The organism is Curtobacterium sp. MCLR17_059, assembly GCF_003234665.1.
GTDB classification, from domain to species: domain Bacteria; phylum Actinomycetota; class Actinomycetes; order Actinomycetales; family Microbacteriaceae; genus Curtobacterium; species Curtobacterium flaccumfaciens.
The window spans coordinates 19,222-43,354 of sequence record NZ_QKSU01000007.1 but is presented as its reverse complement, the minus strand read 5'-3'; the positions used below and the strand labels follow the sequence as shown (position 1 = coordinate 43,354).

At 71.7% G+C, this 24,133-nt stretch carries 27 protein-coding genes; 12 read left to right on the top strand and 15 right to left on the bottom strand.

Annotated elements, in window-relative coordinates:
* Positions 1-133: 133 nt before the first annotated feature.
* Complete coding sequence (locus DEJ12_RS11000; protein ID WP_111030033.1) at positions 134-661, top strand: thioesterase family protein; 528 nt, start codon at positions 134-136, stop codon at positions 659-661.
* Between the two features lie 45 nt (positions 662-706).
* On the opposite strand, the gene DEJ12_RS10995 is transcribed toward DEJ12_RS11000, so the two are convergent.
* Entirely contained in the window at positions 707-1,099 is a 393-nt protein-coding gene (locus tag DEJ12_RS10995) for a helix-turn-helix domain-containing protein (RefSeq protein ID WP_083404110.1), read from the bottom strand.
* 91 nt (positions 1,100-1,190) lie between these two features.
* On the opposite strand from DEJ12_RS10995, the gene DEJ12_RS10990 reads away from it, so the two are divergent.
* A complete protein-coding gene (locus DEJ12_RS10990) occupies positions 1,191-2,051 on the top strand; it encodes an SDR family oxidoreductase (protein WP_111030032.1) in 861 nt (286 codons plus the stop codon).
* 44 nt (positions 2,052-2,095) lie between these two features.
* A complete protein-coding gene (locus DEJ12_RS10985) occupies positions 2,096-3,049 on the top strand; it encodes a nuclear transport factor 2 family protein (RefSeq protein ID WP_111030031.1) in 954 nt (317 codons plus the stop codon).
* Between the two features lie 270 nt (positions 3,050-3,319).
* Here the strand turns inward: DEJ12_RS10985 and DEJ12_RS10980 are convergent, their stop codons facing one another.
* Both DEJ12_RS10980 and DEJ12_RS10975 read right to left on the bottom strand, forming a co-directional pair.
* Positions 3,320-3,940 (bottom strand): response regulator transcription factor, encoded by a 621-nt coding sequence (locus tag DEJ12_RS10980; protein ID WP_111030030.1) that lies wholly within the window; start codon positions 3,938-3,940, stop codon positions 3,320-3,322.
* Positions 3,937-5,115, bottom strand: coding sequence for a sensor histidine kinase (locus tag DEJ12_RS10975; RefSeq protein WP_111030029.1), 1,179 nt, complete (start codon positions 5,113-5,115; stop codon positions 3,937-3,939). The genes DEJ12_RS10980 and DEJ12_RS10975 overlap by 4 nt, the downstream gene beginning before the upstream one ends.
* Before the next feature lie 151 nt (positions 5,116-5,266).
* On the opposite strand from DEJ12_RS10975, the gene DEJ12_RS10970 reads away from it, so the two are divergent.
* From DEJ12_RS10970 to DEJ12_RS10945, 6 genes are all read left to right on the top strand, one after another.
* Positions 5,267-6,352 carry an ABC transporter permease gene (locus tag DEJ12_RS10970; protein WP_111030028.1) on the top strand — a complete coding sequence of 362 codons (1,086 nt, stop codon included), beginning with the start codon at positions 5,267-5,269 and terminating at the stop codon, positions 6,350-6,352.
* A complete protein-coding gene (locus DEJ12_RS10965; RefSeq protein ID WP_111030027.1) occupies positions 6,349-7,023 on the top strand; it encodes an ABC transporter ATP-binding protein in 675 nt (224 codons plus the stop codon). The genes DEJ12_RS10970 and DEJ12_RS10965 overlap by 4 nt, the downstream gene beginning before the upstream one ends.
* A 108-nt stretch (positions 7,024-7,131) precedes the next feature.
* Positions 7,132-8,700, top strand: coding sequence for a UDP-N-acetylglucosamine 1-carboxyvinyltransferase (locus DEJ12_RS10960; RefSeq protein WP_171907747.1), 1,569 nt, complete (start codon positions 7,132-7,134; stop codon positions 8,698-8,700).
* A 215-nt stretch (positions 8,701-8,915) separates the two neighbouring features.
* Entirely contained in the window at positions 8,916-10,046 is a 1,131-nt protein-coding gene (locus DEJ12_RS10955; protein ID WP_111030026.1) for a DUF475 domain-containing protein, read from the top strand.
* 159 nt (positions 10,047-10,205) lie between these two features.
* Positions 10,206-11,807 carry a Na+/H+ antiporter gene (locus DEJ12_RS10950; protein WP_111030137.1) on the top strand — a complete coding sequence of 534 codons (1,602 nt, stop codon included), beginning with the start codon at positions 10,206-10,208 and terminating at the stop codon, positions 11,805-11,807.
* A 265-nt stretch (positions 11,808-12,072) separates the two neighbouring features.
* Positions 12,073-12,939, top strand: a complete 867-nt coding sequence (locus tag DEJ12_RS10945; protein WP_111030025.1) for a pentapeptide repeat-containing protein — start codon at positions 12,073-12,075, stop codon at positions 12,937-12,939.
* A gap of 17 nt (positions 12,940-12,956) precedes the next feature.
* On the opposite strand, the gene DEJ12_RS10940 is transcribed toward DEJ12_RS10945, so the two are convergent.
* On the bottom strand, positions 12,957-13,904 hold the full coding sequence (locus DEJ12_RS10940) for a GlxA family transcriptional regulator (RefSeq protein ID WP_111030024.1): 948 nt from the start codon (positions 13,902-13,904) through the stop codon (positions 12,957-12,959).
* A gap of 115 nt (positions 13,905-14,019) precedes the next feature.
* Between DEJ12_RS10940 and DEJ12_RS10935 the strand changes: the two genes are divergently transcribed.
* The 3 genes from DEJ12_RS10935 to DEJ12_RS10925 all read left to right on the top strand — a co-directional run bounded on the left by DEJ12_RS10935 (position 14,020) and on the right by DEJ12_RS10925 (position 15,311).
* Positions 14,020-14,655 (top strand): isochorismatase family protein, encoded by a 636-nt coding sequence (locus DEJ12_RS10935; RefSeq protein WP_111030023.1) that lies wholly within the window; start codon positions 14,020-14,022, stop codon positions 14,653-14,655.
* A gap of 89 nt (positions 14,656-14,744) precedes the next feature.
* The gene (locus tag DEJ12_RS10930) at positions 14,745-14,900 is read left to right on the top strand and encodes a hypothetical protein (RefSeq protein ID WP_017887460.1); all 156 of its coding nucleotides are present in this window, start codon (positions 14,745-14,747) and stop codon (positions 14,898-14,900) included.
* A 120-nt stretch (positions 14,901-15,020) separates the two neighbouring features.
* Positions 15,021-15,311, top strand: a complete 291-nt coding sequence (locus DEJ12_RS10925; protein ID WP_111030022.1) for a helix-turn-helix transcriptional regulator — start codon at positions 15,021-15,023, stop codon at positions 15,309-15,311.
* Positions 15,312-15,336: 25 nt separating this feature from the next.
* Here DEJ12_RS10925 and DEJ12_RS10920 read toward each other — a convergent pair whose 3' ends face one another.
* The 11 genes from DEJ12_RS10920 to fliG all read right to left on the bottom strand — a co-directional run bounded on the left by DEJ12_RS10920 (position 15,337) and on the right by fliG (position 24,131).
* Positions 15,337-16,026 carry a cation diffusion facilitator family transporter gene (locus DEJ12_RS10920; protein ID WP_111030021.1) on the bottom strand — a complete coding sequence of 230 codons (690 nt, stop codon included), beginning with the start codon at positions 16,024-16,026 and terminating at the stop codon, positions 15,337-15,339.
* The gene (locus DEJ12_RS10915; protein ID WP_111030020.1) at positions 16,008-16,334 is read right to left on the bottom strand and encodes a helix-turn-helix transcriptional regulator; all 327 of its coding nucleotides are present in this window, start codon (positions 16,332-16,334) and stop codon (positions 16,008-16,010) included. Before DEJ12_RS10915 ends, DEJ12_RS10920 begins: the two co-directional genes overlap by 19 nt.
* A 78-nt stretch (positions 16,335-16,412) precedes the next feature.
* Positions 16,413-16,586 carry a hypothetical protein gene (locus tag DEJ12_RS18035; RefSeq protein WP_163343662.1) on the bottom strand — a complete coding sequence of 58 codons (174 nt, stop codon included), beginning with the start codon at positions 16,584-16,586 and terminating at the stop codon, positions 16,413-16,415.
* 191 nt (positions 16,587-16,777) lie between these two features.
* On the bottom strand, positions 16,778-17,953 hold the full coding sequence (locus tag DEJ12_RS10910) for a flagellar hook protein FlgE (protein ID WP_110863826.1): 1,176 nt from the start codon (positions 17,951-17,953) through the stop codon (positions 16,778-16,780).
* Between the two features lie 90 nt (positions 17,954-18,043).
* On the bottom strand, positions 18,044-18,487 hold the full coding sequence (locus tag DEJ12_RS10905; protein ID WP_071403921.1) for a flagellar hook assembly protein FlgD: 444 nt from the start codon (positions 18,485-18,487) through the stop codon (positions 18,044-18,046).
* Between the two features lie 25 nt (positions 18,488-18,512).
* A complete protein-coding gene (locus DEJ12_RS10900) occupies positions 18,513-19,922 on the bottom strand; it encodes a flagellar hook-length control protein FliK (RefSeq protein ID WP_181433124.1) in 1,410 nt (469 codons plus the stop codon).
* On the bottom strand, positions 19,919-20,656 hold the full coding sequence (locus DEJ12_RS10890; protein ID WP_111030017.1) for a C40 family peptidase: 738 nt from the start codon (positions 20,654-20,656) through the stop codon (positions 19,919-19,921). The genes DEJ12_RS10900 and DEJ12_RS10890 overlap by 4 nt, the downstream gene beginning before the upstream one ends.
* Positions 20,653-21,084, bottom strand: coding sequence for a flagellar FliJ family protein (locus DEJ12_RS10885; RefSeq protein WP_071403924.1), 432 nt, complete (start codon positions 21,082-21,084; stop codon positions 20,653-20,655). The genes DEJ12_RS10890 and DEJ12_RS10885 overlap by 4 nt, the downstream gene beginning before the upstream one ends.
* Positions 21,084-22,427 carry a FliI/YscN family ATPase gene (locus DEJ12_RS10880; protein WP_111030016.1) on the bottom strand — a complete coding sequence of 448 codons (1,344 nt, stop codon included), beginning with the start codon at positions 22,425-22,427 and terminating at the stop codon, positions 21,084-21,086. The genes DEJ12_RS10885 and DEJ12_RS10880 overlap by 1 nt, the downstream gene beginning before the upstream one ends.
* Positions 22,424-23,098 (bottom strand): hypothetical protein, encoded by a 675-nt coding sequence (locus tag DEJ12_RS10875; RefSeq protein WP_111030015.1) that lies wholly within the window; start codon positions 23,096-23,098, stop codon positions 22,424-22,426. The genes DEJ12_RS10880 and DEJ12_RS10875 overlap by 4 nt, the downstream gene beginning before the upstream one ends.
* Complete coding sequence (fliG, locus tag DEJ12_RS10870) at positions 23,091-24,131, bottom strand: flagellar motor switch protein FliG (protein ID WP_071244891.1); 1,041 nt, start codon at positions 24,129-24,131, stop codon at positions 23,091-23,093. The genes DEJ12_RS10875 and fliG overlap by 8 nt, the downstream gene beginning before the upstream one ends.
* Positions 24,132-24,133: the final 2 nt, after the last annotated feature.

The window sequence follows — 24,133 nt, the reverse complement described above, 5'->3', positions numbered from 1 at the left end:
GCCCTCATCGAGCAGGACCCACTTTTCGACATACGGTCGTATGGCGTGATGCGACCGCAGGACCGCGGCCATGCGACCGCGGGCGCTTCGGAACCGAGCGCCGTCAAGACACGACTCGCCGGCGAGGAGCCCCGTGAACCTGTACTTCCGACTTCTTCTGGTGCTCTTCGGACAGCGCTTCCGACGAGGCCTCAACATCCACGAGACCGACACCACCATCTTCCGCGTGACCGTCGGGGACCTCGACGTATACGGCCACATGAACAACGGCCGCTACCTCACGATCATGGATCTCGGCAGACTGCGGTGGCTCCGACGCACCGGGATCTTCGGTCGCACCCGGGCCAGAGGTTGGGCAGCGGTCGTGGCGCAGCAAACGGTGACCTACCGGAGGCCCCTCCGAGTCGGCCAGCGCTTCGAACTCCGCACGAGGTACCTCGGTTCCGACGATCACGGCAGCTACACCGAGCAGACCTTCGTTCGACGCGGAAACCTGCACGCGCACGCCGTCGTGCGGACGAAGTTCTTGACGCGACACGACGGCCCCGTCGTGACCGACGATCTCCGCGCTCTCCTCGACGGGGACGATCTCGTTGTGCCCGACTGGGTCGCTGACTGGTCCGCTTCCGCTCGCAGCGCCGCGGTCGATTCGCCGTCGTGAGCCCGGCGGCAGCGTGACACAGATCCCGCTCAGGACCGCGGGGTGTCAGTCGCCGGACGGCCGATCGACGATGGCGTCGGCGTGCTCGACTATCCAGTCCATGAGGGGAACGAGTCGAGCTGCCAGTTCGCTACCGCTGTCGGTGAGCGAGTAGTCCACCCGAGGCGGGATCGTGGGCTGCGCGACCCGGTTCACGATCCCGTCGTGCTCCAGCGTCCGCAGAGTCGAGGCGAGCATCTTCTCGCTGATCCCCTCGATGGTGCGTCGAAGCTCCCCCCAGCGCATGCTGCCCGGCTCGAGCGCGAGGAGCACGAGGACACCCCACCGACTCGTGACGTGGGTGAGCACGACTCGCGTAGGACACGCCGCTGGGAAGCGCGCGAACGCATCCGGATCCTGCACGGGCGGTGCAGGGGCTTCCACGATTCCGACATCCATGTAAGTACCTTACAAAAAGGTGCGTACCTCCGTACAGGAGAGTTTCCTGCGATGCTGCGATCACCCGCTGAAGATCGCAGAAGGAGACCTCGTGTCCATCATCGTCACCGCCGCTTCCGGCCAGCTCGGCCGCCTCGTCGTCGAAGCTCTCATCGAACGCGGGGCCGACCCCGAGTCGGTCATCGCGACCTCACGCAACATCACTCGCCTCGCAGACCTCGCGACACTGGGCGTCCGGACCGCCGTGCTCGACTACACCCGTCCGAGCACGATCGCTGACGTCATCGGTGCCGGCGACGTCGTCGTCCTGATCTCGAGCGATGCCGTCGGGCAGCGCGTCGCCCAGCACACTGCGGTGATCGACGCCTCCGCAGCGGCCGGCGCCAGCAGGATCATCTACACGAGCGTCCTGGACGCTGGTCGCTCGGAGTTGATCCTCGCTCCCGAGCACAAGGCCACGGAGGAGGCCATCGCCGCATCCGGCGTCCCCGCCACCATCCTCCGCAACGGTTGGTACACCGAGAACTACGCGACCACGCTCGACATCGCACGGCAGTCGGGTGTGATCACGGCGAGTGTCGGAGACGGCCGCGTCGCCAGCGCCAGCCGACGCGACTTCGCTGAAGCAGCCGCGGTCGTCGCGCTCGATGACGAGACCGCCGGGCGTGTGTTCGAACTCTCCGGCGATTACGCATGGACCCATGCCGAGCTCGCCGATGCCCTCACCGACGTGATCGGTTCACCGGTGCACTACCAGGCCCTCAGCACGGACGAACACGCTGTCTCCCTCCGGGGAGCGGGGCTCGACGAGGGCACAGTCGCGTTCTTGGTGGCCCTCGACGCGGGCATCCGCGACGGTCTCCTCGCCCACACCAGCGGGGAGCTCAAGGCTCTCATCGGCCGACCGACCACCCCGCTCGCCGAGGGCCTCGCAGCCATCGCGGCGCAGTGACCCGCATCCAGTCCCGTCAACCACACACGAGCAGGAGCACAACCATGACCAACGACCTGATCACGCGCACACGAAGCAGCCGCATCGCCCGCGGCGCGGCGGCCGTCGCCGGAGCCGCCCTCCTCACCGGTCTCGTCGTGTCCACGCCGGCAGCGGCCGCTCCCGCAACCCAACCGAAGCCGACCGTGACGGTCGCCGGGAACCGGCAGAACACCAACACGGAACACCGCAACGCCTGCATCGTCCGGACGCTCATCACCCGGACCTTCACCGATCCTGACAGCAGATCCTCCCGGCAGGTCGCGGCACGGTTCGTGTCCCCGAGCGCAGTCACGCACGGCGCAGCAACCACTGCCGGACCGAAGGGTGTCCTTGCCCAGTTCTCGGCGGACCGTACCCGCATCCCTGGTGCTCGAGCAGTGATCAAGCGCACCGCAGCAGACGGCAACCTCGTCGCCGTGCACTGGCAGATCGCACCAGACCCGCGCAACGAACGACGCGGTGATGCCGCCGTCGACCTGTTCCGCCTCCAGCACGGACGGATCGTCGAGCACTGGTCGCTCGAGCAGCCCATCCCGACGGGCACCCCCGCAAGCGGGAACACGAACACCATGTTCAGCGACCTGTACCGGCCGGCACGTCCGACCACCGCGCCGTCGGAACGTCAGGAAGAACGCAACCGCGTCCTCGCGGTGTCGGCGTACAACACACTCTTCCGAGACCACGATGCGTCCGTCCTCGACCGCGCCTTCGACCCCGCGTACTTGCAGCACAACACCGTCGCTCCGAACGGGACAGCAGCCCTCAAGCAACTGTTCGGGAGCGGCGCCCAGTTCCCGGCGCAGCAGTCCGTCATCTCGCTCTCCGACGGTGACATCGTCTGGACCTTCTCCCGCGCGGTCGGGGCGAAGCCCGGCGACCCGCTCCTCGCTGCCGACCTGTTCCGCGTCGACGGTGGCCTCATCCGAGAGCACTGGGATGTCGTCCCCACCAGCTGACCACCGCCCGGGAGGCAGAACCTGCCACCGCGACGAGTTGTCTATGACGACTGCAACCAGTCGGCAAGACGGGGTCTCATCAGCCGATCGCCTACCGGGACAGCGGAGCTAAGGGTGATTCGCTGAGTGCCGTGACGGCCCCCGAAGTGATCCTCGTTCACGGCTTCTACCACCAGCGGCAGCACATGCAGCCACTCCGGGCAGCTCTCGAAGAGCAGGGCGCGATCGTGCACATTCCTCGCCTGCACCGAGGGTCTCTCATCAGCTCCGTCAGCGCAGGACGCCGAGCGCCCGGGCCTCGGACACCGCGGCGGTCCGGGATCCGACGCCGAGCTTGGAGAACACGTGGACCAGGTGTGACTTCACGGTGGCGTCGGTGATGTGCAGGCGTGCTGCCACGTCGACGTTCGAGGCGCCCTCGGCAACGAGCCGGAGGACCTCGATCTCACGAGCGGACAGGCTGACCCGTGGCGCACGCATCCGCGCCATCAGGCGGCTCGCGACCGCCGGCGCGAGGGCGCTCTCACCGGCGGCTGCGGCACGGACCGCGGCGAGCAGTTCGTCGGGCGGCGTGTCCTTGAGCAGGTACCCGCTGGCCCCCGCTTCGACAGCGCCCAGGATGTCGCCGTCGCTGTCGTAGTTGGTGAGGACGAGGACGTACGGCGCGGCGTCGGTCGACCGGATCTGCCGGGTGGCGTCGGCACCGGTGCGGTCCTGCCCGAACTGCAGGTCCATGAGCACGAGGTCGGGGTCCAGGGACGCCACGAGCGCGGCGGCTTCGTCGGGTGTCGCGGCTTCCCCGACGACGTCGATGTCGACCGCCCCGTCGAGGAGCGCGCGCAGGCCGGCGCGGACGACAGGGTGGTCATCCGCGATGACGAGTCGGATCACGGGCGACCGACCTCCACGGTCGCGGTGATGGTCGTGCCGTCCCCGGGTGCGCTGTCGATGGTGAGACGGCCACCCAGCTGGTCGACACGTTCACCCATCGCGCGGAGCCCGAAGGCGTCGGACGTGCCGGAGCGGGTGCCGACACGGTCGGGGTCGAAGCCGGAGCCGTCGTCCTGCACCCGCAGGGACGCGTGCGTCGCGGTGACGTCGAGGGTGATGTCGACGGTCGTGGCGCCGGCGTGCTGGGCGACGTTCGCGACGGCCCCCTGGGCGATGCGCAGCAGGGCGGTCTGCACGTCCATCGTCAACTCCGACGCTCCGGGTGCGGCCGTCACGGTGATGCCGAGCCCCGCGCGGTGCCACTGGTCACTGAGGCGGCGCAGTGCCGCGGGGAGGCCGGCATCGAGGGACGGCGGTGCGAGCTCCCGGATGAAGCGCCGCGTGTCGGCGAGGCCGTCGGCCGCTGTGGCGCGTGCGAGGCGGATGTGCTCGATACCCGGCCGGCCGCCGTCGGCTGCTTCGGCGGCGTGGAGGAGCATCTGGATGCTCGAGAGGTCCTGCGCGACGGTGTCGTGGATCTCGCGTGCCAGGCGGGCGCGCTCGGTGAGGACCCCCTGCTGCCGTTCGGTCGCGGCGAGTCGGTCGCGGGTGGCGAGGAGTTCCGCCAGGAGTGCCTCCCGCTCGACGGACTCGCGGGCGAGCGCCCGGTAGCCGAGGCCGATGAGCAACGCGACCCCGGCACCGACGAGGGGCCCGATCACCCCGCCAACGGTGAAGCCGCCGTGCAGGCCCAGGGCGACGACCGCGATCAGGGTCGCTGCGACCACGGCGGCCGGCCCGACGATCCGGGGCAGGACGTGCAGGTAGAGGAAGAACAACGGGAACACCAGGTACGCCGCTTCCGGCACGAGGACGAGCAACGCCACCCACACGGCGGTCAAGGCGGTGATCCAGGCCGCTCCCACCACGGCTCGGCGTGCCTCCGGCGCGGCGGCGACACCGGCGCCGAGCAGGTACAGGACGGCGAACCCGACCACCAGGGCGATCGCCGCCCACATGGTCGGGTCACGGACGACGAGGACCCGGACGACGACGAGTGCCACGAGCGCAGCGAACAGCACGTGCAGTCCGGTGCGGAGCCCGACGAACACGGGCGTGAGGGTGCTGTGTGCCATGTCCGTTGCAGCGTACGGCGGCCACGACCCACCGGACATCAACCAGAAGTCGGACGACAGCAGTCAACCTCCCGGCGATGGCACCGGGACCCGCGACGGCGAGGCTCGTCTGGACGGCAGGGAGCGTCCCTGCCGTCGGGAAGGAACCATCGTGTTCGTCGCTTGGCGCGACCTCCGATCCGCCCGTGGCAGGTTCGTGCTCATCGGGTCCGTCGTGTCGTTGATCACCCTCCTGGTCGGCTTCCTCGCCGGCCTGACCGGCGGCCTCGCCGCGCAGAACGTGTCCGCGGTCCTCGGCCTCCCCGGGAACCGGCTCGTCCTGCAGGAGCCCTCGACCGGGCAACCATCGTTCTCGCAGTCGACGATCGACGCCGCGACGGTGTCCGCGTGGCGGGAGTCCTCCGGCGTCGAGCACGTCACGCCGATCGGGATCGCACAGGGGCGCGCCGCCGTGCACGCCGAAGCCGCACCAGCGGTCGCCGTCGCCCTGTTCGGCGTCCCACGGGGAGCCCCCACGTCGACGGTCACCGACCTGGCTCCGCGGTCCGACGACACGGTGGGCCTGTCTGCCGGCGCAGCGAAGGACCTCGACGTCGCCGTCGGGGACGCCGTCACGATCACCGGGACGACCTACCGGGTCGCCACCGTCGGCGGAGACGCCTGGTACAGCCACACCCCCGTCGTCGCGCTCTCCCCGACGGCGTGGGCGTCGACCGACCGGCGCCTCGGCGGGGACGGCGAAGCGACCGTGCTCGCCGTCTCCGGAACGCCGGACTGGGGCAGCACGGCGGACCGCACGCGCACCGTCGCCGTGTCGCCGCTCGCCAGCCTCACCGCGCTCGAGACGTTCAAGTCGGAGGTGGGGTCCCTCGGACTCATGATCGTGATGCTCTTCGGAGTCTCCGCGCTCGTCGTCGGGGCGTTCTTCACCGTGTGGACGCTGCAGCGTGCCGACGACATCGCCGTCCTGAAGGCCCTCGGCGCCTCCGACGCGTCGCTCGTCCTCGATGCCCTCGGCCAGGCACTCGTCGTCCTGGCCGCGGGCGTCGGGGTCGGGATCGGTCTCGTGGCGGTCCTGGGGGCGCTCGCGAACGGTGTCCTGCCGTTCCTGCTCAGCCCGCTCACCACCCTGCTGCCGGCCGCCGTGATGGTCGTCCTCGGCCTCGCCGGTGCCGCCGTCGCACTCCGCACCGTCACCAGGGCCGACCCCCTCACCGCACTCGGGAGCAACCGATGATCACCCTCGACGACGTCACCCTCACCTTCCCCGACGGCGACTCCCGCGTCACGGCGGTGGACCGCGTGTCCCTGACCGCTCCGAGCGGGGTCGTCACGGGCATCACCGGGCCCTCCGGCTCCGGGAAGTCCTCACTCCTCGCGGTCGCGGCGACCCTGATCCGCCCGGACTCCGGGCACGTGTGGATCAACGACGTCGACGCAGCGACCCTGACCCGGAACGAGGCGACGACGCTCCGCCGCGACCAGGTCGGCATCGTGTTCCAGCAGTCGAACCTCATCGACTCGCTCACCGCTCGGGAACAGCTGCTCGTCATGGCGGAGCTCGGCGGCGGCCACCGTGACCGGACCGCGGTGCGCGCCCGTGCCGATGCGCTGCTGGCAGCGGTCGGTCTCGCCGAGCACCGCGGGAAGCGACCCGCGCAGCTCTCGGGCGGCCAGCGGCAACGGGTCGCCATCGCCCGCGCCCTGGTGAACACCCCGTCCGTCCTGCTCGTCGACGAACCCACCAGCGCGCTCGACCAGGAGCGAGGCGCCGAGATCATGGCCCTGATCGCGCGCCTCACGCACGAGCAGGGCACGGCGACGATGCTCGTCACGCACGACCTCGTCCACCGCGACGCGCTCGACCGCCTGGTCACCGTCGTCGACGGCCGTCTGACCGATGCCTGAGCGTTCGTCCCCCGAAATTCCCAACTGTGACGTATTCGAGACCTCAGGACGCGCAACGGGTGTCGATCTTCCACTGCTTTATCTCATGAGCGTGTTAGCGTGGCGCGCATGACCGACACCACCACCGTCGTCTCGCCGGCATCTCCGGCGACCGCAGCACCCCTCCGTGAGGTCGGCGCCCTGATCCGGGGCGCCCGCAAGGGCCGCAGCATGACGCAGGCCCAGCTCGCCGAACGCGTCGGCACCAGCCAGAGCGCGATCAACCGCATCGAGCAGGGCGGGCAGAACCTGTCCCTCGAGATGCTCACCCGCATCAGCGACGCCCTCGACCAGCAGATCGTCTCGATCGGCGGCGCCCCGCAGCGCGCCCACCTGCGCGTGCAGGGCGGCCGGAAGCTCAGCGGCTCCATCGCGGTGAACTCGAGCAAGAACGCCGCCGTGGCGCTGCTCTGCGCCTCGCTGCTCAACCGCGGCGTGACCCGGCTGCACAAGGTCGCCCGGATCGTCGAGGTCGACCGCATCATCGACGTGCTCCGCAGCCTCGGCGCGAGCGTCACCTGGTCGGAGGACGGCGAGACCCTCGAGATCGTCGCCCCCGACGACCTGCACCTCGATGCGATCGACGCCGACGCCGCCCGCCGCACCCGCAGCGTGCTCATGTTCCTCGGCCCGCTCAGCGGCCGGTACGAGTCCTTCCGCCTGCCCTACGCCGGCGGCTGCGACCTCGGCACCCGCACGGTCGAGCCGCACCTCATCGCGCTGCGTCCGTTCGGCGTGGACGTCGAGGCGACCTCCGGCTGGTACGAGGTCGACGTCGCGAACCAGGCCGTCCCCACCAAGTCGGTCGTGCTCACCGAGCGCGGCGACACCGTGACCGAGAACGCGATCCTCGCCGCCGCGGCCCGCGACGGCGAGACCGTCATCCGGAACGCCAGCCCCAACTACATGGTGCAGGACCTCTGCTTCTTCCTCGAGCTGCTCGGGGTGCAGATCGAGGGCATCGGCACCACCACGCTCCGCATCACCGGCAAGAGCAAGATCGACGAGGTCGTGGACTACTGGCCGAGCGAGGACCCGGTCGAGGCGATGAGCCTGCTGACCGCGGGCATCGTCACCGCGTCGACCCTCACCGTGACCCGTGCACCGATCGAGTTCCTCGAGATCGAGCTCGCGACCCTGGCCGAGATGGGCCTGCGCTTCGACGTCACCGAGGAGTACGCCGCCGCCAACGGCCGCACCCGCCTCGTCGACATCACGGTGTACCCGTCCGAGCTGCACGCGCCGATCGACAAGATCCACGCGATGCCGTTCCCCGGCCTGAACATCGACAACCTGCCGTTCTTCGTCGTCATCGCGGCCATGGCCGAGGGCACCACGCTCGTGCACGACTGGGTCTACGAGGGCCGGGCGATCCACCTGCTCGACCTCACCCGCCTGGGCGCGAGCGTCACCCTGCGTGACCCGCACCGCCTCGACGTGACCGGCCCGACGCACTTCTCCGGCGCTGAGATCAGCTGCCCGCCGGCGCTGCGGCCCGCCGTGGTGATCCTGCTGGCGATGCTCGCGGCGAAGGGCGAGAGCGTCCTGCGCAACGTCGGCATCATCGCCCGTGGCTACGAGCAGCTGCAGGAGCGCCTCAACTCGCTCGGAGCGTCCATCGAGACGTTCCACGACTGACGCTGAATCCCCGCAAGACACCGGTGTTCGCCGGTTGAACACGCGCAGACCGCGGTTCAGCACGCGAACACCGGTGTTTTGCGTTTCCCCCTGACGGCCCGTCCCCGCAAGTGGGGACGGGCCGTCACCCGTCTGACGGGGTCCCCCACGGGCCTCCAGGCCGATGCCCAGGAGCGCTCCATGCGCCGCCCAGCCCGACCGTGCTGGATGGGCAGATGGCCACGAGATCGCTCCTGACCGTCCCCCTGCTCATCACCGTCGCGGCCGCCGCGGCGGCCTGGCTGGTGCTCGGCCCCGCCGCAGCGCTCGCCTTCGTGGCCCTCGCGTTCCTCGAGATCGCGATGGCCGCGGACTCGTCCGTGCCGATGGCCGGCATCGCCGGCCGGCTGCACTCCCCCGCCCGGCGGCTGTTCCTGTCGCTCGGCATCGTCGCGGGCGTGCTCGCGATGCGCCTGCTCCTGCCGCCGGCCGCCGTCGCGGTCGGTGACGCGACCGACCCGGCCAGCTCGGTGGAGGAAGCCGTCTTCGCGCCCGGCTCGTTCTCCGCGCACCTGGCCGAGGTGCGTCCCGCCCTCGCCGCCTTCGGCGCCGCGTTCATCTGGCAGGTCTTCGCCGAGTACCTGTTCAACACCGACCGCGCGTCCCGCAGGTCGTGGCTGGGCAGCCTGGAGGCGCGACTCGCCTCCGTCGCGCGACCGCGCGTCTGGTCGCTGGTCACCGCTGCGACGGGGGTCGTCGTGACCTCCGTGCTCGTCGGGTCGCGTTCCGGCTGGGCCGCCGGTGCGCTGTTGCCGGTCGCGCTCGGCGGGGTGGCCGGCATCGCCGCGTACCTCGTGTCGAAGCGGACCGCGGCGTGGGCGCTTCGCGGTGGCCCCGGCGGCGGGTCAGACACGGCGTCGATCGGCGTGGGCCGGGGAGCCTGGCGCATCCACCTCTACGCGTCGACGGTCGTGTTCGAGCGGGGGCTCGTCGTGTTCATGCTGTTCGAGATCCTCGACGGCGTGTACAGCCTGTCGGGGTCCGGGCCGCTCGGGTCGGACGGGCTCGGGGCGCTCGAGCAGGCCGCGGTCGCCATCGGGGCGATCGGGGTGGGCGCGGTGTTCCTGGCCCGCCTGACCTCGCGGGTCGACCAGGCTGCTGGGCTCAAGCGGCTTCGGTACCTGAAGGCCGGGGCGGCGTACGTCCTCGGGGTGCTGTCGGTGCTGCTGTGGGCGAGTCTGCTCGTGCCGATCCCGGGCGTCGTCGTGGGGTGGTTCGGGACCGTCGTGATCGGGTCGGCGCTGGTGAGTTCCCTGCCGTGGCGTGCCTGGTGGCGGCGGGTGGTGCGGCGGCCGCGGGCGGTGTGACGCGGCGGCTCGTGACGCGTCGTGCGGCCTGGTGCGGCGCGTCGTTCGGGTGTGGTGCGGCGCGTCGTCCCGCTGTGTGCGGCGCGTCGTCCGGCTGTTCTGGAAGGATCCACCGTGGATCGGCGTTGACTGGCGGGTCGGACGACGATCGGAGTGCACGTGCTGGGACCGGAACTGGTGGTCGTGCTCGGCCTCGCCATCGCACTGACGGCGGCCGTGGCCGACCGGATCCGGATCGCACCACCCGTGCTGCTCCTGGTCTTCGGCGCGCTGCTCGGGCTCGTGCCGGAGTTCGCGGACGTCGAGCTCCCCGCCGAGGCCGTGCTGCTGCTGTTCCTGCCGGCGCTGCTCTACTGGGAGAGCCTGACGACGTCGCTCCGCGAGATCCGGAAGAACCTGCGCGGCATCGTCCTGATGGGCACCCTGCTCGTCGTGGTGACCGCCGGTGCCGTCGCCGTCCTGCTGCACCTGCTCGGGATCCCGTGGGGACCGGCCTGGGTGCTCGGCGCCGCGGTCGCCCCGACCGACGCGACCGCGGTCGGCGTGCTCACGAAGATGCTGCCGCGGCGGAACGTCACGGTGCTCCGCGCCGAGAGCCTGGTGAACGACGGCACCACCCTCGTCGTCTACGGCATCGCGGTGGCCGTCACCGTCGGCACGCAGGAGCTCACGTTCTGGGGCGTGTCGGGCATGCTCGTCCTGTCCTACATCGGCGGGGTCGCCGCCGGGCTCGCCGCCGCCTGGATCGGGACGATGGTGCTGCGGCGCGTCGACACCGTCGTGCTCGAGAACCTCGTCACCCTGCTCGTGCCCTTCGCAGCCTTCCTGGCCGCCGAGGCCATCGGCGCCTCCGGCGTGCTCGCCGTCGTGGCCGCCGGCATCGTCGTCAGCCAGGTCGGTCCCAAGCTCGACCGTGCCGAGACCCGTCAGCAGGTGCGCGCGTTCTGGTCGTTCCTGACCTTCCTGCTCAACGGCGCGCTGTTCGTCCTGGTCGGCATCGAGGCGATGGTCGCTGCACGTGCACTCGACCCCGCCGACCTGCTGCGCGGGACCGGGATCGTCTTCGCGGTCGCGGTGCTGCTCGTCATCGTGCGGTTCGCGTTCCTCAACGCCGCGGGCGGGACCATCTGGCTCGTCACCCGACGCACCGGCGGAGAACCACGCGAGGGGCACCGCGACCGGCTGGTCAGCGGGTTCGCCGGCTTCCGGGGCGCGGTGTCGCTCGCGATGGCCGTCGCCGTGCCGCGCACCCTCGAGTCCGGTGGCGGCTTCCCCGAGCGGGACCTCATCGTCTTCGTCACCGCCGGCGTGGTCATCGTCACGATCGTCGGCCAGGCCCTCGTGCTGCCGGCCGTCCTGCGTCGCGCCGCGCTGCCCGAGGACGAGTCCGTCAGCGAGGAACGTCGCTACGCCGAACGCACCGCGATCGAGGAGGCACTCGATGCGCTCCCCCGCCTCGCACGGTCGACCGGAGCCGATCGTGCGACCGTCGATCGCCTGCGGAAGGAGTACGAGGCGCACCTCGACGTGATCGAGGCCCGCGAAGGGGACGACGACGACCACCCCGCGCTGCAGCGGCACGACAACGCGGTCGCCCTCGAGCTCGCACTCGTCCAGCACAAGGCGAACACCCTGTTGCGCCTGCGGGACGCCGACGAGATCGACGACCTGGTGCTGCGTCAGGTGCGTGCCGGGTACGACGCGGAAGAGGCGCGGCTGGACGGCATCGAATCGGTAGCGTCACCGCCCACGTCGTCGTAGGGCGACTCCGGGCGCACCTGGTCGAACCGGGCGTACCCGGTCGGTCGTTCCGACCAGGTATGCCCGTTCCGCGTTCCCATCGCACCGGGAACGCTAGCCTGGCCGCAGTGATCCTCCGTCTCTCTCGGTGACCCACCGGTCACCCAGCACCACCGGTTCGCCCCGCCGACGCGCGGGGGTGGTCTCGTGCGCCCGGACGGGGAACTCCACCAGGAGTTCCCCCGCACCCGGCACACCATCCAGACCACCAGAGGAAGACCACTCCATGACGACCACCGACCGGTCCGCCCTGCGCGCGGACTGCGGCAACTGCTTCGCGCTCTGCTGCACCGCCTTCGGGTTCCAGCGCTCCGCCGACTTCCCGATCGACAAACCCGCCGGCACCCCTTGCGGCAACCTCGCTGACGACTTCTCCTGCACCATCCACGAGGCGCTGCGGCCGCGCGGGTTCCGGGGCTGCACCGTCTTCGACTGCTCCGGTGCTGGCCAGTACGTGTCCCAGACCCTCTACGACGGGGTCAGTTGGCGTGACCACCCGGACTCCCGCGCGGAGATGTTCCGGGTGTTCCCGATCGTCCGCAGGTTGCACGAGATGCTCTGGCACCTCGCCGAGGCACAGGACCGTGCGGTGACCCCGGACTCAGCAGACGACGCTGCCTTCCTCGCGCAGGAGATCCGGCGAAGCCTCGACGCCGGTCGGCCGACGCTCCTCGCGCTGGACGTCGAGCCGCTGCACGCTCGAGTACGCGACGTCCTGATCGAGGTGAGCGCCGAGGTCCGAGGCCGGTACAACGCCGGTGCGGACGACGCTCCGGACGGCCTGTTGCGACCGGGGGCGGACCTCGCCGGGCGCGACCTCGGCGCACGGTCGCTGCGCGGGGCCGACCTGCGGGGAGCCACGCTGATCGCGGCAGACCTGCGCGGTGTCGACCTGTCCGGTGTCGACCTTCTCGGCGCGGACCTCCGGGATGCGCGGGTCGACGGAGCCGACCTGTCCACGGCGGTGTTCCTCACACAGGCGCAGGTGAACGCGGCGCGCGGAGACGGCACCACGGCGCTGCCCCGTGGTGTCGATCGACCGACACACTGGCGGTCGACGGCCGCCCCGGTTTCGCCCACGGCGCCGCGCTGAGACCGCGGATCGGCCGGTCAGGGCCTCGCGTCGAACCGTCGGCGGTAGCTCGAGGGTGTGCTGCCGAAGGCCACGGCGAAGTTCTGCCGCAGCGTGACCGGGTTGCCGAACCCGCACGCTGCGGCGATCCGGTCGACGGGCAGGTCGGTGGTCTCGAGCAGCAGACGGGCCTCGTCCAGACGGCGACTCCGTACCCAGGCCGCCGGGGTGGTGCCGGTCGACGCCTTGAAGGCCCGGACGAAGCTGCGGCGGCTCATGTGGGCCGCCGCAGCGAGTCGGTCGACGCCGAGCTCCTCGTCCAGGTGCTCCACCGCCCAGGCTGATGCCGTCGCCACCGGGTCGTCGCCCCGATGCTGCACGACCGGCCGCTCGATGTACTGGGCCTGCCCGCCTTCGCGGTGCGGCGCGACGACCAGGCTCCGCGCGACCCGGTTCGCTGCCTCGGCGCCGAGCCGCGTCCGCACGACGTGCAGGCACGCGTCCAGCCCGGACGCCGTGCCCGCCGAGGTCAGCACGTCACCGTGGTCGACGTAGAGCACGTCGGCGTCCACGGTGACGTCGGGGTGTGCGGCGGCGAGCCGGTAGACCTCGCGCCAGTGCGTGACGGCGCTGCGTCCCGCGAGGAGCCCGGCACCGGCGACCGCGATCGACCCGAGGCACAGACCGACCACGACTGATCCCCGCGCGTGCGCGTCGACGACCGCCCGTTCCGTCGGTGCCGGCAGTCGGGTGCCGTCGTCGGTCCAGGACGGCACCACGACCAGGTCGGCGTCCGCCGTGGCGTCGAGCCCCTGCACGGGACCGAGCGTCAGCCCCTCGGCGGTCCGGACCGAACCGTGCCGGTCGGAGAAGACGACGGTCTCCCAGTCGGCGAGACCGAGCCGGGTGACCTCGTCGAACACCATCTGCGGGACCGACAGGTGGAACATCGTGATGCCGTCGAAGGCGTAGATGGCGATCTGCACGCGGGACTCCTCCGGTTTGGCCTGGATCCATCGTACCGACGCACGCGTGCCAATCGCACCGAGGGCGTCGGCGGAGGAGGATCGTCGAGTACGCCCACCGACCCAAGGAGCTCCCGTGTCCGATCCCCAGCGCGCCCTCGTCCTCGTCGACATCCAGCTGGAGTACTTCAGCGGTCCACTCGAGGTCCGGTTCCCGCCCGTCCGCGACGCGCTCGCGCAGATCACGACCGCGATCGACGCCGCGACCGCTGCCGGCACGCCAATCGTCGTCGTCCAGCACACCGCCGGTGACGCTGCGCCGGTGTTCAACCCGACGACGGAGGCGTTCGCCCTGCACCCCGAGATCGAGCGGCGACGGACACCCGAGTGGCATCAGGTCACGAAGCAGTTCAGCTCCGTGTTCGCCCACACGGACCTGCTCGCCTGGCTGCAGGAGCGGTCGATCGACACGGTCACCCTGGTCGGCTTCATGACGAACAACTGCATCATCGCCTCGGCTGCCGAGGCGGAGGCACTCGGCGTCTCGGTCGAGGTGCTGTCCGACGCGACCGGCGCGATCAACATCGTCAACGCCGGCGGGGCCGTGTCCGCCGAGACGGTGCACAACACCCTGATGGCGTTGTTGCAGTCGAACCTCGCCGCCGTCGCACCGACCGCGGAGTGGACGGCGGCACTCACCGCCGGAGTCGCGATCGCCGCGGACGCGCTGCCGACGTCGGCCGTCGCGGGAACCCAGCGGTTCCCGGGCTGACATCCGTTCTCATCTATAAATGTATTGCTACTTCTGCATATGTGATCTACGCTGAGGGCATCCCAACCGACGATCAGCAGGAGGTCACCATGGCCGAGCACGAGAACAGCGCAGAGCACACCGTCGCCGAGCACACCCACCAGGACGGCTGCGGCCACGAGACGGTCCAGCACGAGGACCACGTCGACTTCGTCCACGACGGCCACAAGCACGCCCAGCACGGCGACCACTACGACGAGCACTGATCTCCTGATCAGCGCAGGCCCGTGATCAGCACCGATCGACGGACCTGCACGACGGCCCCGACGCACCGCGCCGGGGCCGTCGTGTTGCATGCACGTATGCGCGTGCGCTTACATGAGTCCATGTCAGACGGGATCGAAGCAGCAGCCGAACTCTTCAAGGCGCTGTCCTCGCCCGCCCGACTCCGGATCCTGTCGGCGTTGATCTCCCAGCCTTCCGACGTCGGCTCCCTCGCCGAAGCGACTGAGCTGTCGCAGCCCCTGGTGTCCCAGCACCTCCGCACGCTGCGGCTCGCGGGCATCGTGCAGGTCGAGCGCATCGGGCGGAACGCCGTCTACTCGCTGCACGACGAGCACATCGCGCACATCGTCGGCGATGCGGTCAGCCACGTCCGCGAGACCGAAGCCGACTGAACCGCCGGCCGCGGGCAGACTCCGCTCAACAGCAGTCGCAATCCTCGCGCTCGCACTCCCCCGTCAGCGCCGACACCGGCTGCTTGCACGCGTCGCCGCGCCAGGCTTCGAGCCCCTCGCGCACGGCGAACACGACCACGACGAGTCCTGCGAGCGGATCGGCCCACCACCAGCCGAAGAGGCTGTTCGCCAGCAGGCCGAGCAGCACCGCCGCCGACAGGTAGCTGCAGATCAGCGTCTGCTTCGAGTCGGCGATCGCCGACGTCGAACCGAGTTCGCGTCCGGTCCGCCGTTCGAGGAGGCTCAGGAACGGCATGACCGCCAGGCTCACCGCGGCCAGCACGATGCCGACCGGACTGTGCTCCGGCGACCGGACACCCGTGAAGGTCAGGACGGCATCGACACTGACCACGACGGCGAGCCCGAAGAACGAGACCGCGATCACCCGCAGTGCCGTTCGTTCCCGGGCCTCCGGGTCGCGCCCGGCGAACTGCCACGCGACGGCCGCTGCCGACAGGACCTCGACGATCGAGTCGAGCCCGAAGCCGATCAACGCGGTGGACGAGGCAACCGAACCGGCGGCGATCGCCACGACGGCCTCGATCACGTTGTAGGCGATGGTCGCCGCGACGATCCACCTGATCCGTCGCCGGAGCACGCCGACACGAGCCGGTGCGAGCGACACCGCGGCCGTGGTCACCGCTCGACCTCGCATCCGTCGTCGTCGGCAACGTCCACCGCGAGCACCACGTCGACCAGGGACTCGAGCGCGCGGGTGAGGTTGCGGTCCGCGATCTCGTAGCGGGTCCGACGCCCCTCGGGCACGGCGACGACGATCCCGCAGCCGCGCAGGCACGCCAGGTGGTTCGACACGTTCGTCCGCGTCAGCTCGAGTTCCTCGGCGAGCCGCGCTGGGTAGCCGGGTCCGTCGAGCAGCCGGAGCAGGATCCGCGCACGCGTGGGGTCGGAGAGCGCCCGCCCGAGACGGTTCAGCACGTCGTACCGCGAGGCAATGGTCAGCATGCACTGACCATACATCGGGCCGCGCCCAGACCGCCACCGATCCGGACGACACGTCACGCCCTCGGACAGCGCTCGGGCTCAGACGTCCCCGAGCCGCCGCCCGGTCAGCGCGTCGTTCCAGCTCGTGCGGCCGCCGGGAGCACGCGACTCGTGCACGCCGTCGTGGCCGCGTGGTCGATCACACCGCCAGCGATCGAAGACGCTGCAGCAGCGGTGGTCGGACTGGTGGTCGGTGTCGTGGTTCTCGCGCATCGCACCGATGAGACGTGGCGACGCACCCTTTCGTCACGAACGGTCGCCGAACTCCCTGCACCACGAACGATGGTGAGCAGGAACGGTCGAGTCCCCCTTCAGCACCCGACCGTTCCTGCTCACCAAGCGCCCGCGACGCGACGCGACGCGAGATGCGAGCGCAGCGACGCCCGCGACCCGAGCCCCCGCGCCTAGCGCTTCAGGTTCGTGAGCTCCTGCAGCACCTCGTCCGAGGTCGTGATGATGCGGGCGTTCGCCTGGAACCCGCGCTGCGCCACGATCAGGTTCGTGAACTCCTGCGACAGGTCGACGTTCGACATCTCGAGCGTCCCCGCCGCGAGCGAACCGACGCCCGCCGAGCCGGGGCCGCCGACCGTCGCCCCGCCCGAGTTCGCCGTGGCGCGGTAGCCCGACGCCCCGGTCTTCTCGAGGCCGGCCGGGTTGGCGAACGTGGCGAGGGCGATGCGACCGAGCGCGAGCGACGCGCCGTTCGAGAACGTGCCGGTGACGGTGCCGTCCTTCGAGATCGAGTAGCCCTGCAGCGCGCCGGCCTCGCGGCCGTTCTGCGAGCCGATCGCCGCGGTGTTGAGCGAGGCGAACCCGGTCAGGTCGCCCATGTCGACCCGGATGCCCCCGACGGCGAGGGTGCCGCCGGCGGTCAGCTTGCCGTCGGTGCCGAAGGTCAGCGAGGTCGTCGCCGTGGTGCCCTGGCCGTTGCGCCCGGTGACGTCCCAGCCGTCGGCGGTGCGCGTGTAGGCGAGCGACATCGTGTGCTTGGCACCCGAAGCGTCGTACACGGTGGCCTCGCGGGTGATGGTCTGGCCGACGGCGGTCTCGGACGGCAGGTTGCCGGCGACGGTGGCGGCGGTGGTGCGGACCGCCGGGGCCGCTGCTTCGAGCGGCAGCGTGATGTCGGACAGCTGGCCGTTCTCGTTGACGACGCCGTTCGTGGCCGGGTAGCCCTGCACGATCTTGCCGTCGGCAGTGACCAGGCGGCCGTTGGCGTCGAAGTCGAACGCCCCGGCACGGGTGTAGACGGTGTCGTTGCCCAGGCGGGTGACGAAGAAGCCGTCGCCCGAGATCATCAGGTCGGTGGCCTTGCCGGTGGCCTGCGCCGAGCCCTGCGAGAAGTTCGTGGAGACCCCGGCGACCTGCACGCCCAGGCCGATCTGGGCCGGGTTCGTGCCGCCGATGCCGGTCTGCGGTCCGCCGGCACCCTGGGTCATCTGCGACAGGGTGTCCTGGAACACGGTGGTCGACGACTTGAAGCCGACGGTGTTGACGTTGGCGATGTTGTTGCCGGTGACGTCGAGCATCTGCTGGTGGGAGCGGAGGCCGGAGATCCCGGAGTAGAGCGAGCGGAGCATGGTGCGTCCTTTCGGAGAGGCAGGAAGAGCGAGGAAGAACGAGGGAGTACGAGGAAGAGCGAGGAAGAGCGAGGAAGGAACGAGCGGGCGTCAGGACGCCGGAGCGGTGGTGGTGATGCCGGAGATCACGTCGAGAGCGACCTCCTTCCCGTTCACGGTGACCGTGGGGACGCTGTTCGCGTACGACACGGCCGAGGCGGTCCCGGTGACGGACTTGCCCGAGTCGGCGTCGGTGTAGCTGACCTGCTTGCCGACGAGGTTCGCTGCGGCGATGCGCATCTGGAGCGAGAAGTTCTCGTTCCCCGTCGTGGTCTGGTTGGTGATCTGCTCCATCATCGCGAGCTGCGTCTGCTGGCCGATCATCTGGTTGGTGTCCATCGGCGACGACGGGTCCTGGTTGCGCAGCTGCGTGACGAGCAGCTTCATGAAGACCTCGGAGTCCATCGTCTGGGACTTCTGGGCGGTGGAGTTCGCGGCGAGGGCCGCGGCCTGCGCGGTCGGGTCGACGCTGCCGGTGATGCCGTCGATGGGCATGGTGCGTTCCTGTTCGTGAGCCGGATCAGGCGAGGACGTCGAGTCCCGCGGTGCGGATGGAGGGCGTGTGGGCGGTGGGCTGCGTGCGCGGGGTGACCCGCGCCTCCAGACCGGGGTCGCCAGGCAGCGCACGTGCAGCCGGGCGCTCGTCGCGACCCGGCGCGTCCTGCGGCTGGTTCTGCGACGACAGGTCGAGCGTGGTGCTCACACCGGTGCCGGCGGCGTCGCGCCGCAGGTCCGGCAGGACTTGGCGGACGGCCTCGCGGCCGGCGTCCGACGCGGCGAACAGCTCGACGTGCATGCCGTGCGCGGTGACGTGCGCGCGGACCGTGACCGGGCCGAGGCTGTCCGGCACGACCTGCACGGTGACGACGTGCTCGCCGGGGCCGGCCTGTGCGAGCGAGAACACCGGTCGCGCCAGCTGCTGGGCGAGCGGTGCCGGGGCCGGCGCGGTCGCCGCGGCGGGCGCGGCGGTCGGCGTCGTCGACATGACGAACGGCGTCTCACCACCGCGGCTGGGGGCGACGGCCGGGAGGCCCGGATCACCCGGCGTCGACGCCTGCTGCTCCGTCCCGTGGCCGGCTCGGGAGCCGGTGCCGGCTGCCGGGGCGGCGGCCGCCACGACCGGCGGCTGGCCCGGGGTCACGGTGGCGGTGTCGCCGTCGGCGGTGCGGGAGGCGGCGGGGGCCGCGATCGCGGGAGCGGCCGTCGGGGCGGTGGTCGTCGGGGCGGTCGTGGCCGTGGTCGTCGACGCAGCGGTCGTCGTGGGGGTTGCGCCGGCGACGGTCGTCGCGGCAGCGACCGGAGACGCGGTGCCGGCGGGTGTCACGGCGGGGGTCGTCGCGGCGGTGGTCGCCGTGCCCGTCGTCGCTGCGGCAGCGGTTCCCCGTGCCGCGCCCGACGCCGGTGCCTGCTGCGGGGTCGCCGTGGCGGAGGCGGTGGTCGGCTCCGGGGTCGACGGCACCGGCGTCGAGGTGTCCCCCTCCCCCGACGGCGGTGTCGTGGTCGTGGTGTTGGTCGTTCCGGCGGTCACCCCTGCGGCCACGGCGGCGTGTGGGTCGCGGGCGGCCGTCTCGGTGGCGCGGCTGGCCGGAACGAGCGGTGCGGTCACGGCCACGAGTCCAGCGGCGAGCAGCGCCTGCGCGTCGACGGGCGCTGCCTCGGTCGCGGGCACCGACTGGTCCGACGCGGACGCGGACGCGGACGCGGACGCGGACGGCGTGGCGGCGGTGCCCGGCGCCGCAGCCGCCCCGTCCGCCGTGCGGCCGTCGACGTCGTCCCGCCCGGCAGCACCGTCTCCGGGGCGCCGCTCGGTCGCGACGGCGGCGGTCAGTGCCGCACCGAAGGACCCGGCAGCCGCGGGGTCGGACGATGCACCCCGGGTGGAGCCCGGTGCGGTGGGCACGGACGGCTGGGTGGCGATGGTCAGGCTCATGCGGCGCTCCCGGACTGCATCATGGACAGCAGCGCGGCGGTCTGCAGGTCGGTCGCGGAACGCGCAGCCGAGGCGGTCGGCGCGGTGACGGCAGCCGGGGCCGCCTGGGCCGGGACGATCCGGCGGATGGTCGCGATGTCGCCGTCGGAGTACCAGTTGTCGACGATCCGGACGTCCTTGCCGGGGCGCGGCGCGTGCAGCACCTTGCCGTCGCCGACGTAGATGACGACGTGGCCCTCGCCCTTCGGGATGATCAGGTCGCCGGGCTGCGCGTCCTTCAGGGAGCCGACCTCGACGCCCATCTTCGCCTGGTCCGGCACGACCCGGGGCATCGTGACCCCGAGGTCCTTGAAGACCGTCTGCACCAGACCCGAGCAGTCCATGCCCGCGGTCGTCTCCCCGCCGAACACGTACGGGACGCCGAGGTACTTCTTCGCGTCGGCCACGACGTCGGCCCCGGTGGCACCGCTGCCGGTGGCGAGGGTGCCGGCGCCGGCGTCGACCGAGGTCGCCGGGGCACGGGTGGCCGTCGGGGTCGCTGCGGCGGTGGCACCGGCAGCGCTCGCCGTGCCGGTCGTGCCGTCGGCGGTGGCGAGGGCATCGGCGAAGGCCGACGATCCCGCGGCACCGCTGGTGGCGGAGGCGCTCGGGGCAGCCGTGGCCGTCCCGCCGCGCAGCGTGTCGATCTGGGACCGGATCTCCGAGATCCGGGAGAGCACCGCTTCGACGCTCATCGGGCACCACCTTCCGTGCGGCGTCGTGCCGCGATCTCGTCGAGGGCGTTCTGTTCGGTCCGGAGTTCCTCGGCCGCCTGCTGCTCGGTGTGCTTGCCCTCGAGCTTCTCGAGGCCGACGGCGGCACGACGGGCGGCGGTGTAGTCCTGCTGCGCCCGGTCGGCGTCGGCACGGCGGTTCTGCACCACGGCGTCGAGCTCCTCGAGCATCCCGCGGGTCGCGGCACGGGCTGCGGCGACCGCGCTCAGGGTGGCGGCGTCCTGGATCGGCTGGGCGTCCTCGCTGTCGGCGAGGCTGCGGCGTGCGGCGATCCGGGCGTCGGCGGCGTCGCGGACGCGCTCGTTCGCGGTGGCCAGTGTGGCGGCGGCACGGTCCTGTTCGGTGTGACGCAGGCGCAGGAGTCCGGCGAGCGGGAAACGGCGGGCCATCACGACACCCCCAGCTGCTGCACGAGGCCGCCGAGGCGCTGCCAGGACGCGTCGGCGGTCGCCCGCTCGTCCATGCCCTGGCGCAGGAACGCGTCGATCGATCCCTGGTGGTCGACGGCGGCGTCCACGAGCGGGTTCGACCCGCGCTGGTACGCACCGACGTCGAGCAGGTCCTGGGCGCCGGCACGGGCGGCCATCACCTTCCGCAGCACGGTGGCGGCGGCACGCTGCTCGGGTCGGGTGACCTTCGAGGCGACGCGGGACACCGAGCCGAGGGCGTCGACCGACGGGAAGTGCCCGGTGATCGCGAGCTTGCGGTCGAGCACGACGTGGCCGTCCAGGATGCTGCGAACGGCGTCGGCGATCGGCTCGTTGTGGTCGTCGCCGTCGACGAGCACGGTGTACATGCCCGTGATGCTGCCGACGCGGTCGGTCCCCGCACGCTCGAGCAGTCCGGCGAGCACCGAGAACGTCGACGGCGGGTAGCCCCGGGTGGCCGGCGGTTCCCCCACCGACAGGCCGATCTCACGCTGCGCCATCGCGACGCGGGTGAGCGAGTCCATCATGAGCACGACGTCCTGCCCGGCATCGCGGAACGACTCGGCGATGCGGGTGGCGACGAACGCGGCACGCAGGCGCATGAGCGCCGGCTCGTCGGAGGTCGACACCACGACGATCGAGCGGGCGAGCCCCTCGGGTCCCAGGTCGTCCTCCAGGAACTCGCGCACCTCGCGGCCGCGCTCCCCCACCAGGGCGATGACGTTGACGGCCGCGTCGCTCCCGCGCGCGATCATCGACAGCAGCGACGACTTGCCCACGCCGGACCCGGCGAACAGGCCCATGCGCTGCCCGCGGCCGACGGTGGTCAGGGTGTCGAGCACGCGGACGCCGAGCTGCATCGGCGTGTCGATGCGGGTCCGGGCCATCGCGCTCGGGGTGTCGTGGTCGAGCGGGACCCAGGTGACCGGTCCGCCGCCGGGGCCCTCGAGCGGCCCGCGGTCGTCGATCGGTCGGCCGAGTCCGTCGAGCACGCGGCCGAACAGACCGGATCCGGTCGGCACGAGCACCGGGCGGCCGGTCGGACGCGCCGGGGTGCCCGCGGTCACGCCGGTCAGGCGGCCGAGCGGCATGCAGCGGACGCCCGAGGCATCGGTGGCGACGACCTCGACCGCGGTCTGCTCGCCGTCCTCGGCGCCGACCGTGACGACCTCGCCCACGCGGGCGTCGAGCCCGGCGATCGTCAGCCCCAGGCCGACGGCGCTCGTGACGACACCGACCCGCTGGGGTGCGGCCCGCAGCAGCGCCTCGTCGAGGCCGCGCGGACGGAGCAGCGTGGCGGTCACCGGTCGGCTCCCGTCGCGTCGACACCGAGGGCGGTGCGGGCGCGGTCGAGCGCCGTGGCGATGCGCGCGTCGAGCATGCCGTCCGGCAGGTCGACGACGGCGTCGCCGTCGCGCAGGGCACCGTCGGCGACGACCGGCACCGGCAGGTCGAGGCCGGCGACGCGCGCGGCGTCCGCCGGGCTGAGCCGGACGGCCACCGGGACCGTGCGGTCGACGGACGCGAGCGCCCGCCGGACGGTGACCTCCGCGCCGGACGCGATCCGGGCCTCCTGGCTGCCCGGTCCGTCCGGACCGTCGGCGACGGTCGCGTCGTGTGCGGTCCTGGAGGCGCGGACCACGTTGCCGACGATCGCCTCGGCCAGGTCGACCGCCGCGCCCGCGACCGACGCCTCGGCGTCCGCCAGGACGGGTGCGACCGTGGAGAGCATGGCGTTCGTGGCGGCGTCGAGGACCGCGATCCGGCGGGCCGTGTCGGCCTGCAGCGCGGTGATCCGCGCGGCGTGCTCGGCCTCGAGCCGGGCGCGCAGGGCGTCGGTCTCGGCCTGCGCGGCCCGCAGGCCGGCGGTGTACCCGGCCGCGTGCCCGCGGACGTCCGCGCTCGACGCGCGCTCGCGTCCGGCAGGGTCGGCGAGCACCGGGAAGGCGACGCGGTGCACGACGGTGTCAGTCAACGAGCTCGTCCTCCTCGGCGCGGTGCACGGTGACGACGCCCTGGGCCTCGAGCTCGCGCACGGAGCGGACGACCTCGGCGCGGGCTTCCTCGACCTGCGAGACGCGGACCGGGCCCATGGCCTGCAGCTCGTCGTCGAGCAGTTCGCGGTTGCGCTCGGACACGTTCGCGCGGATGGTCTCGACGACCGGCCCGGCTGCGCCCTTCATGGCGGTCGCGAGGATCTTCGAGTCGATGCCGCGCAGCACCTGCTGGATGTCGCGGGACTCGAGCTTCACGATGTCCTCGAAGGTGAGCATGCGGGAGCGGATGTCCTCGGCGAGCTCCGGGTCCCGGGCTTCGAGTCCCTCGAGCACGGCCTTCTCGGTCGCGACGTCCGAGCGGTTGATGATGTCGACCAGGGGCGCGATGCCCCCGACGACCTCGACGCTCTCGCGCGGCGACACGACGGCCCCGGCGCGCTGGCGCAGCACACCGGCGACGATGCCGACGGCCTCGGGGGTCGCGCTGCCCATGGTGGCGAAGGCCTGGGCGACGTCGGTGCGGACACGCTCGTCGATCCCGGCGAGCACGGCACTGGCCTGCCCGGGGCCCAGGTGGGCGAGCACGAGGGCGATCGTCTGGGGCAGCTCGCCCTCGAGCAGGGAGATGACCTGGCCGGGTTCGGCGTCGTCGAGGAAGTCGAACGACTGGCCGGCGAGGTTCGAGGCCAGACGGTCCATCACGCCGGCGGCCCGCTCGGCGCCGAACGACGCCTCGAGCAGCCCGAGCGCGGTCTCCTTGCCGCCGCGCTTCTGCAGCCGGCCGCTCATCGTGATCCGGTGGAACTCCGACAGCGTCTGGTCGACGACGGTGTCCTCGACGCGGCGCATCCGGACGATCTCGGCGGAGATCTCCTCGGCCTCCATCTCGGTGAACTGCTTCATCACCTCGGCGGCGCGGTCGGTCTCCATCTGCATGAGGATGAGCGCGACCTTCTGCGCACCGGTCAGCGCACGGTCGCTCGGACCGGAACCGCCGCCGGGGCTCGGCATCA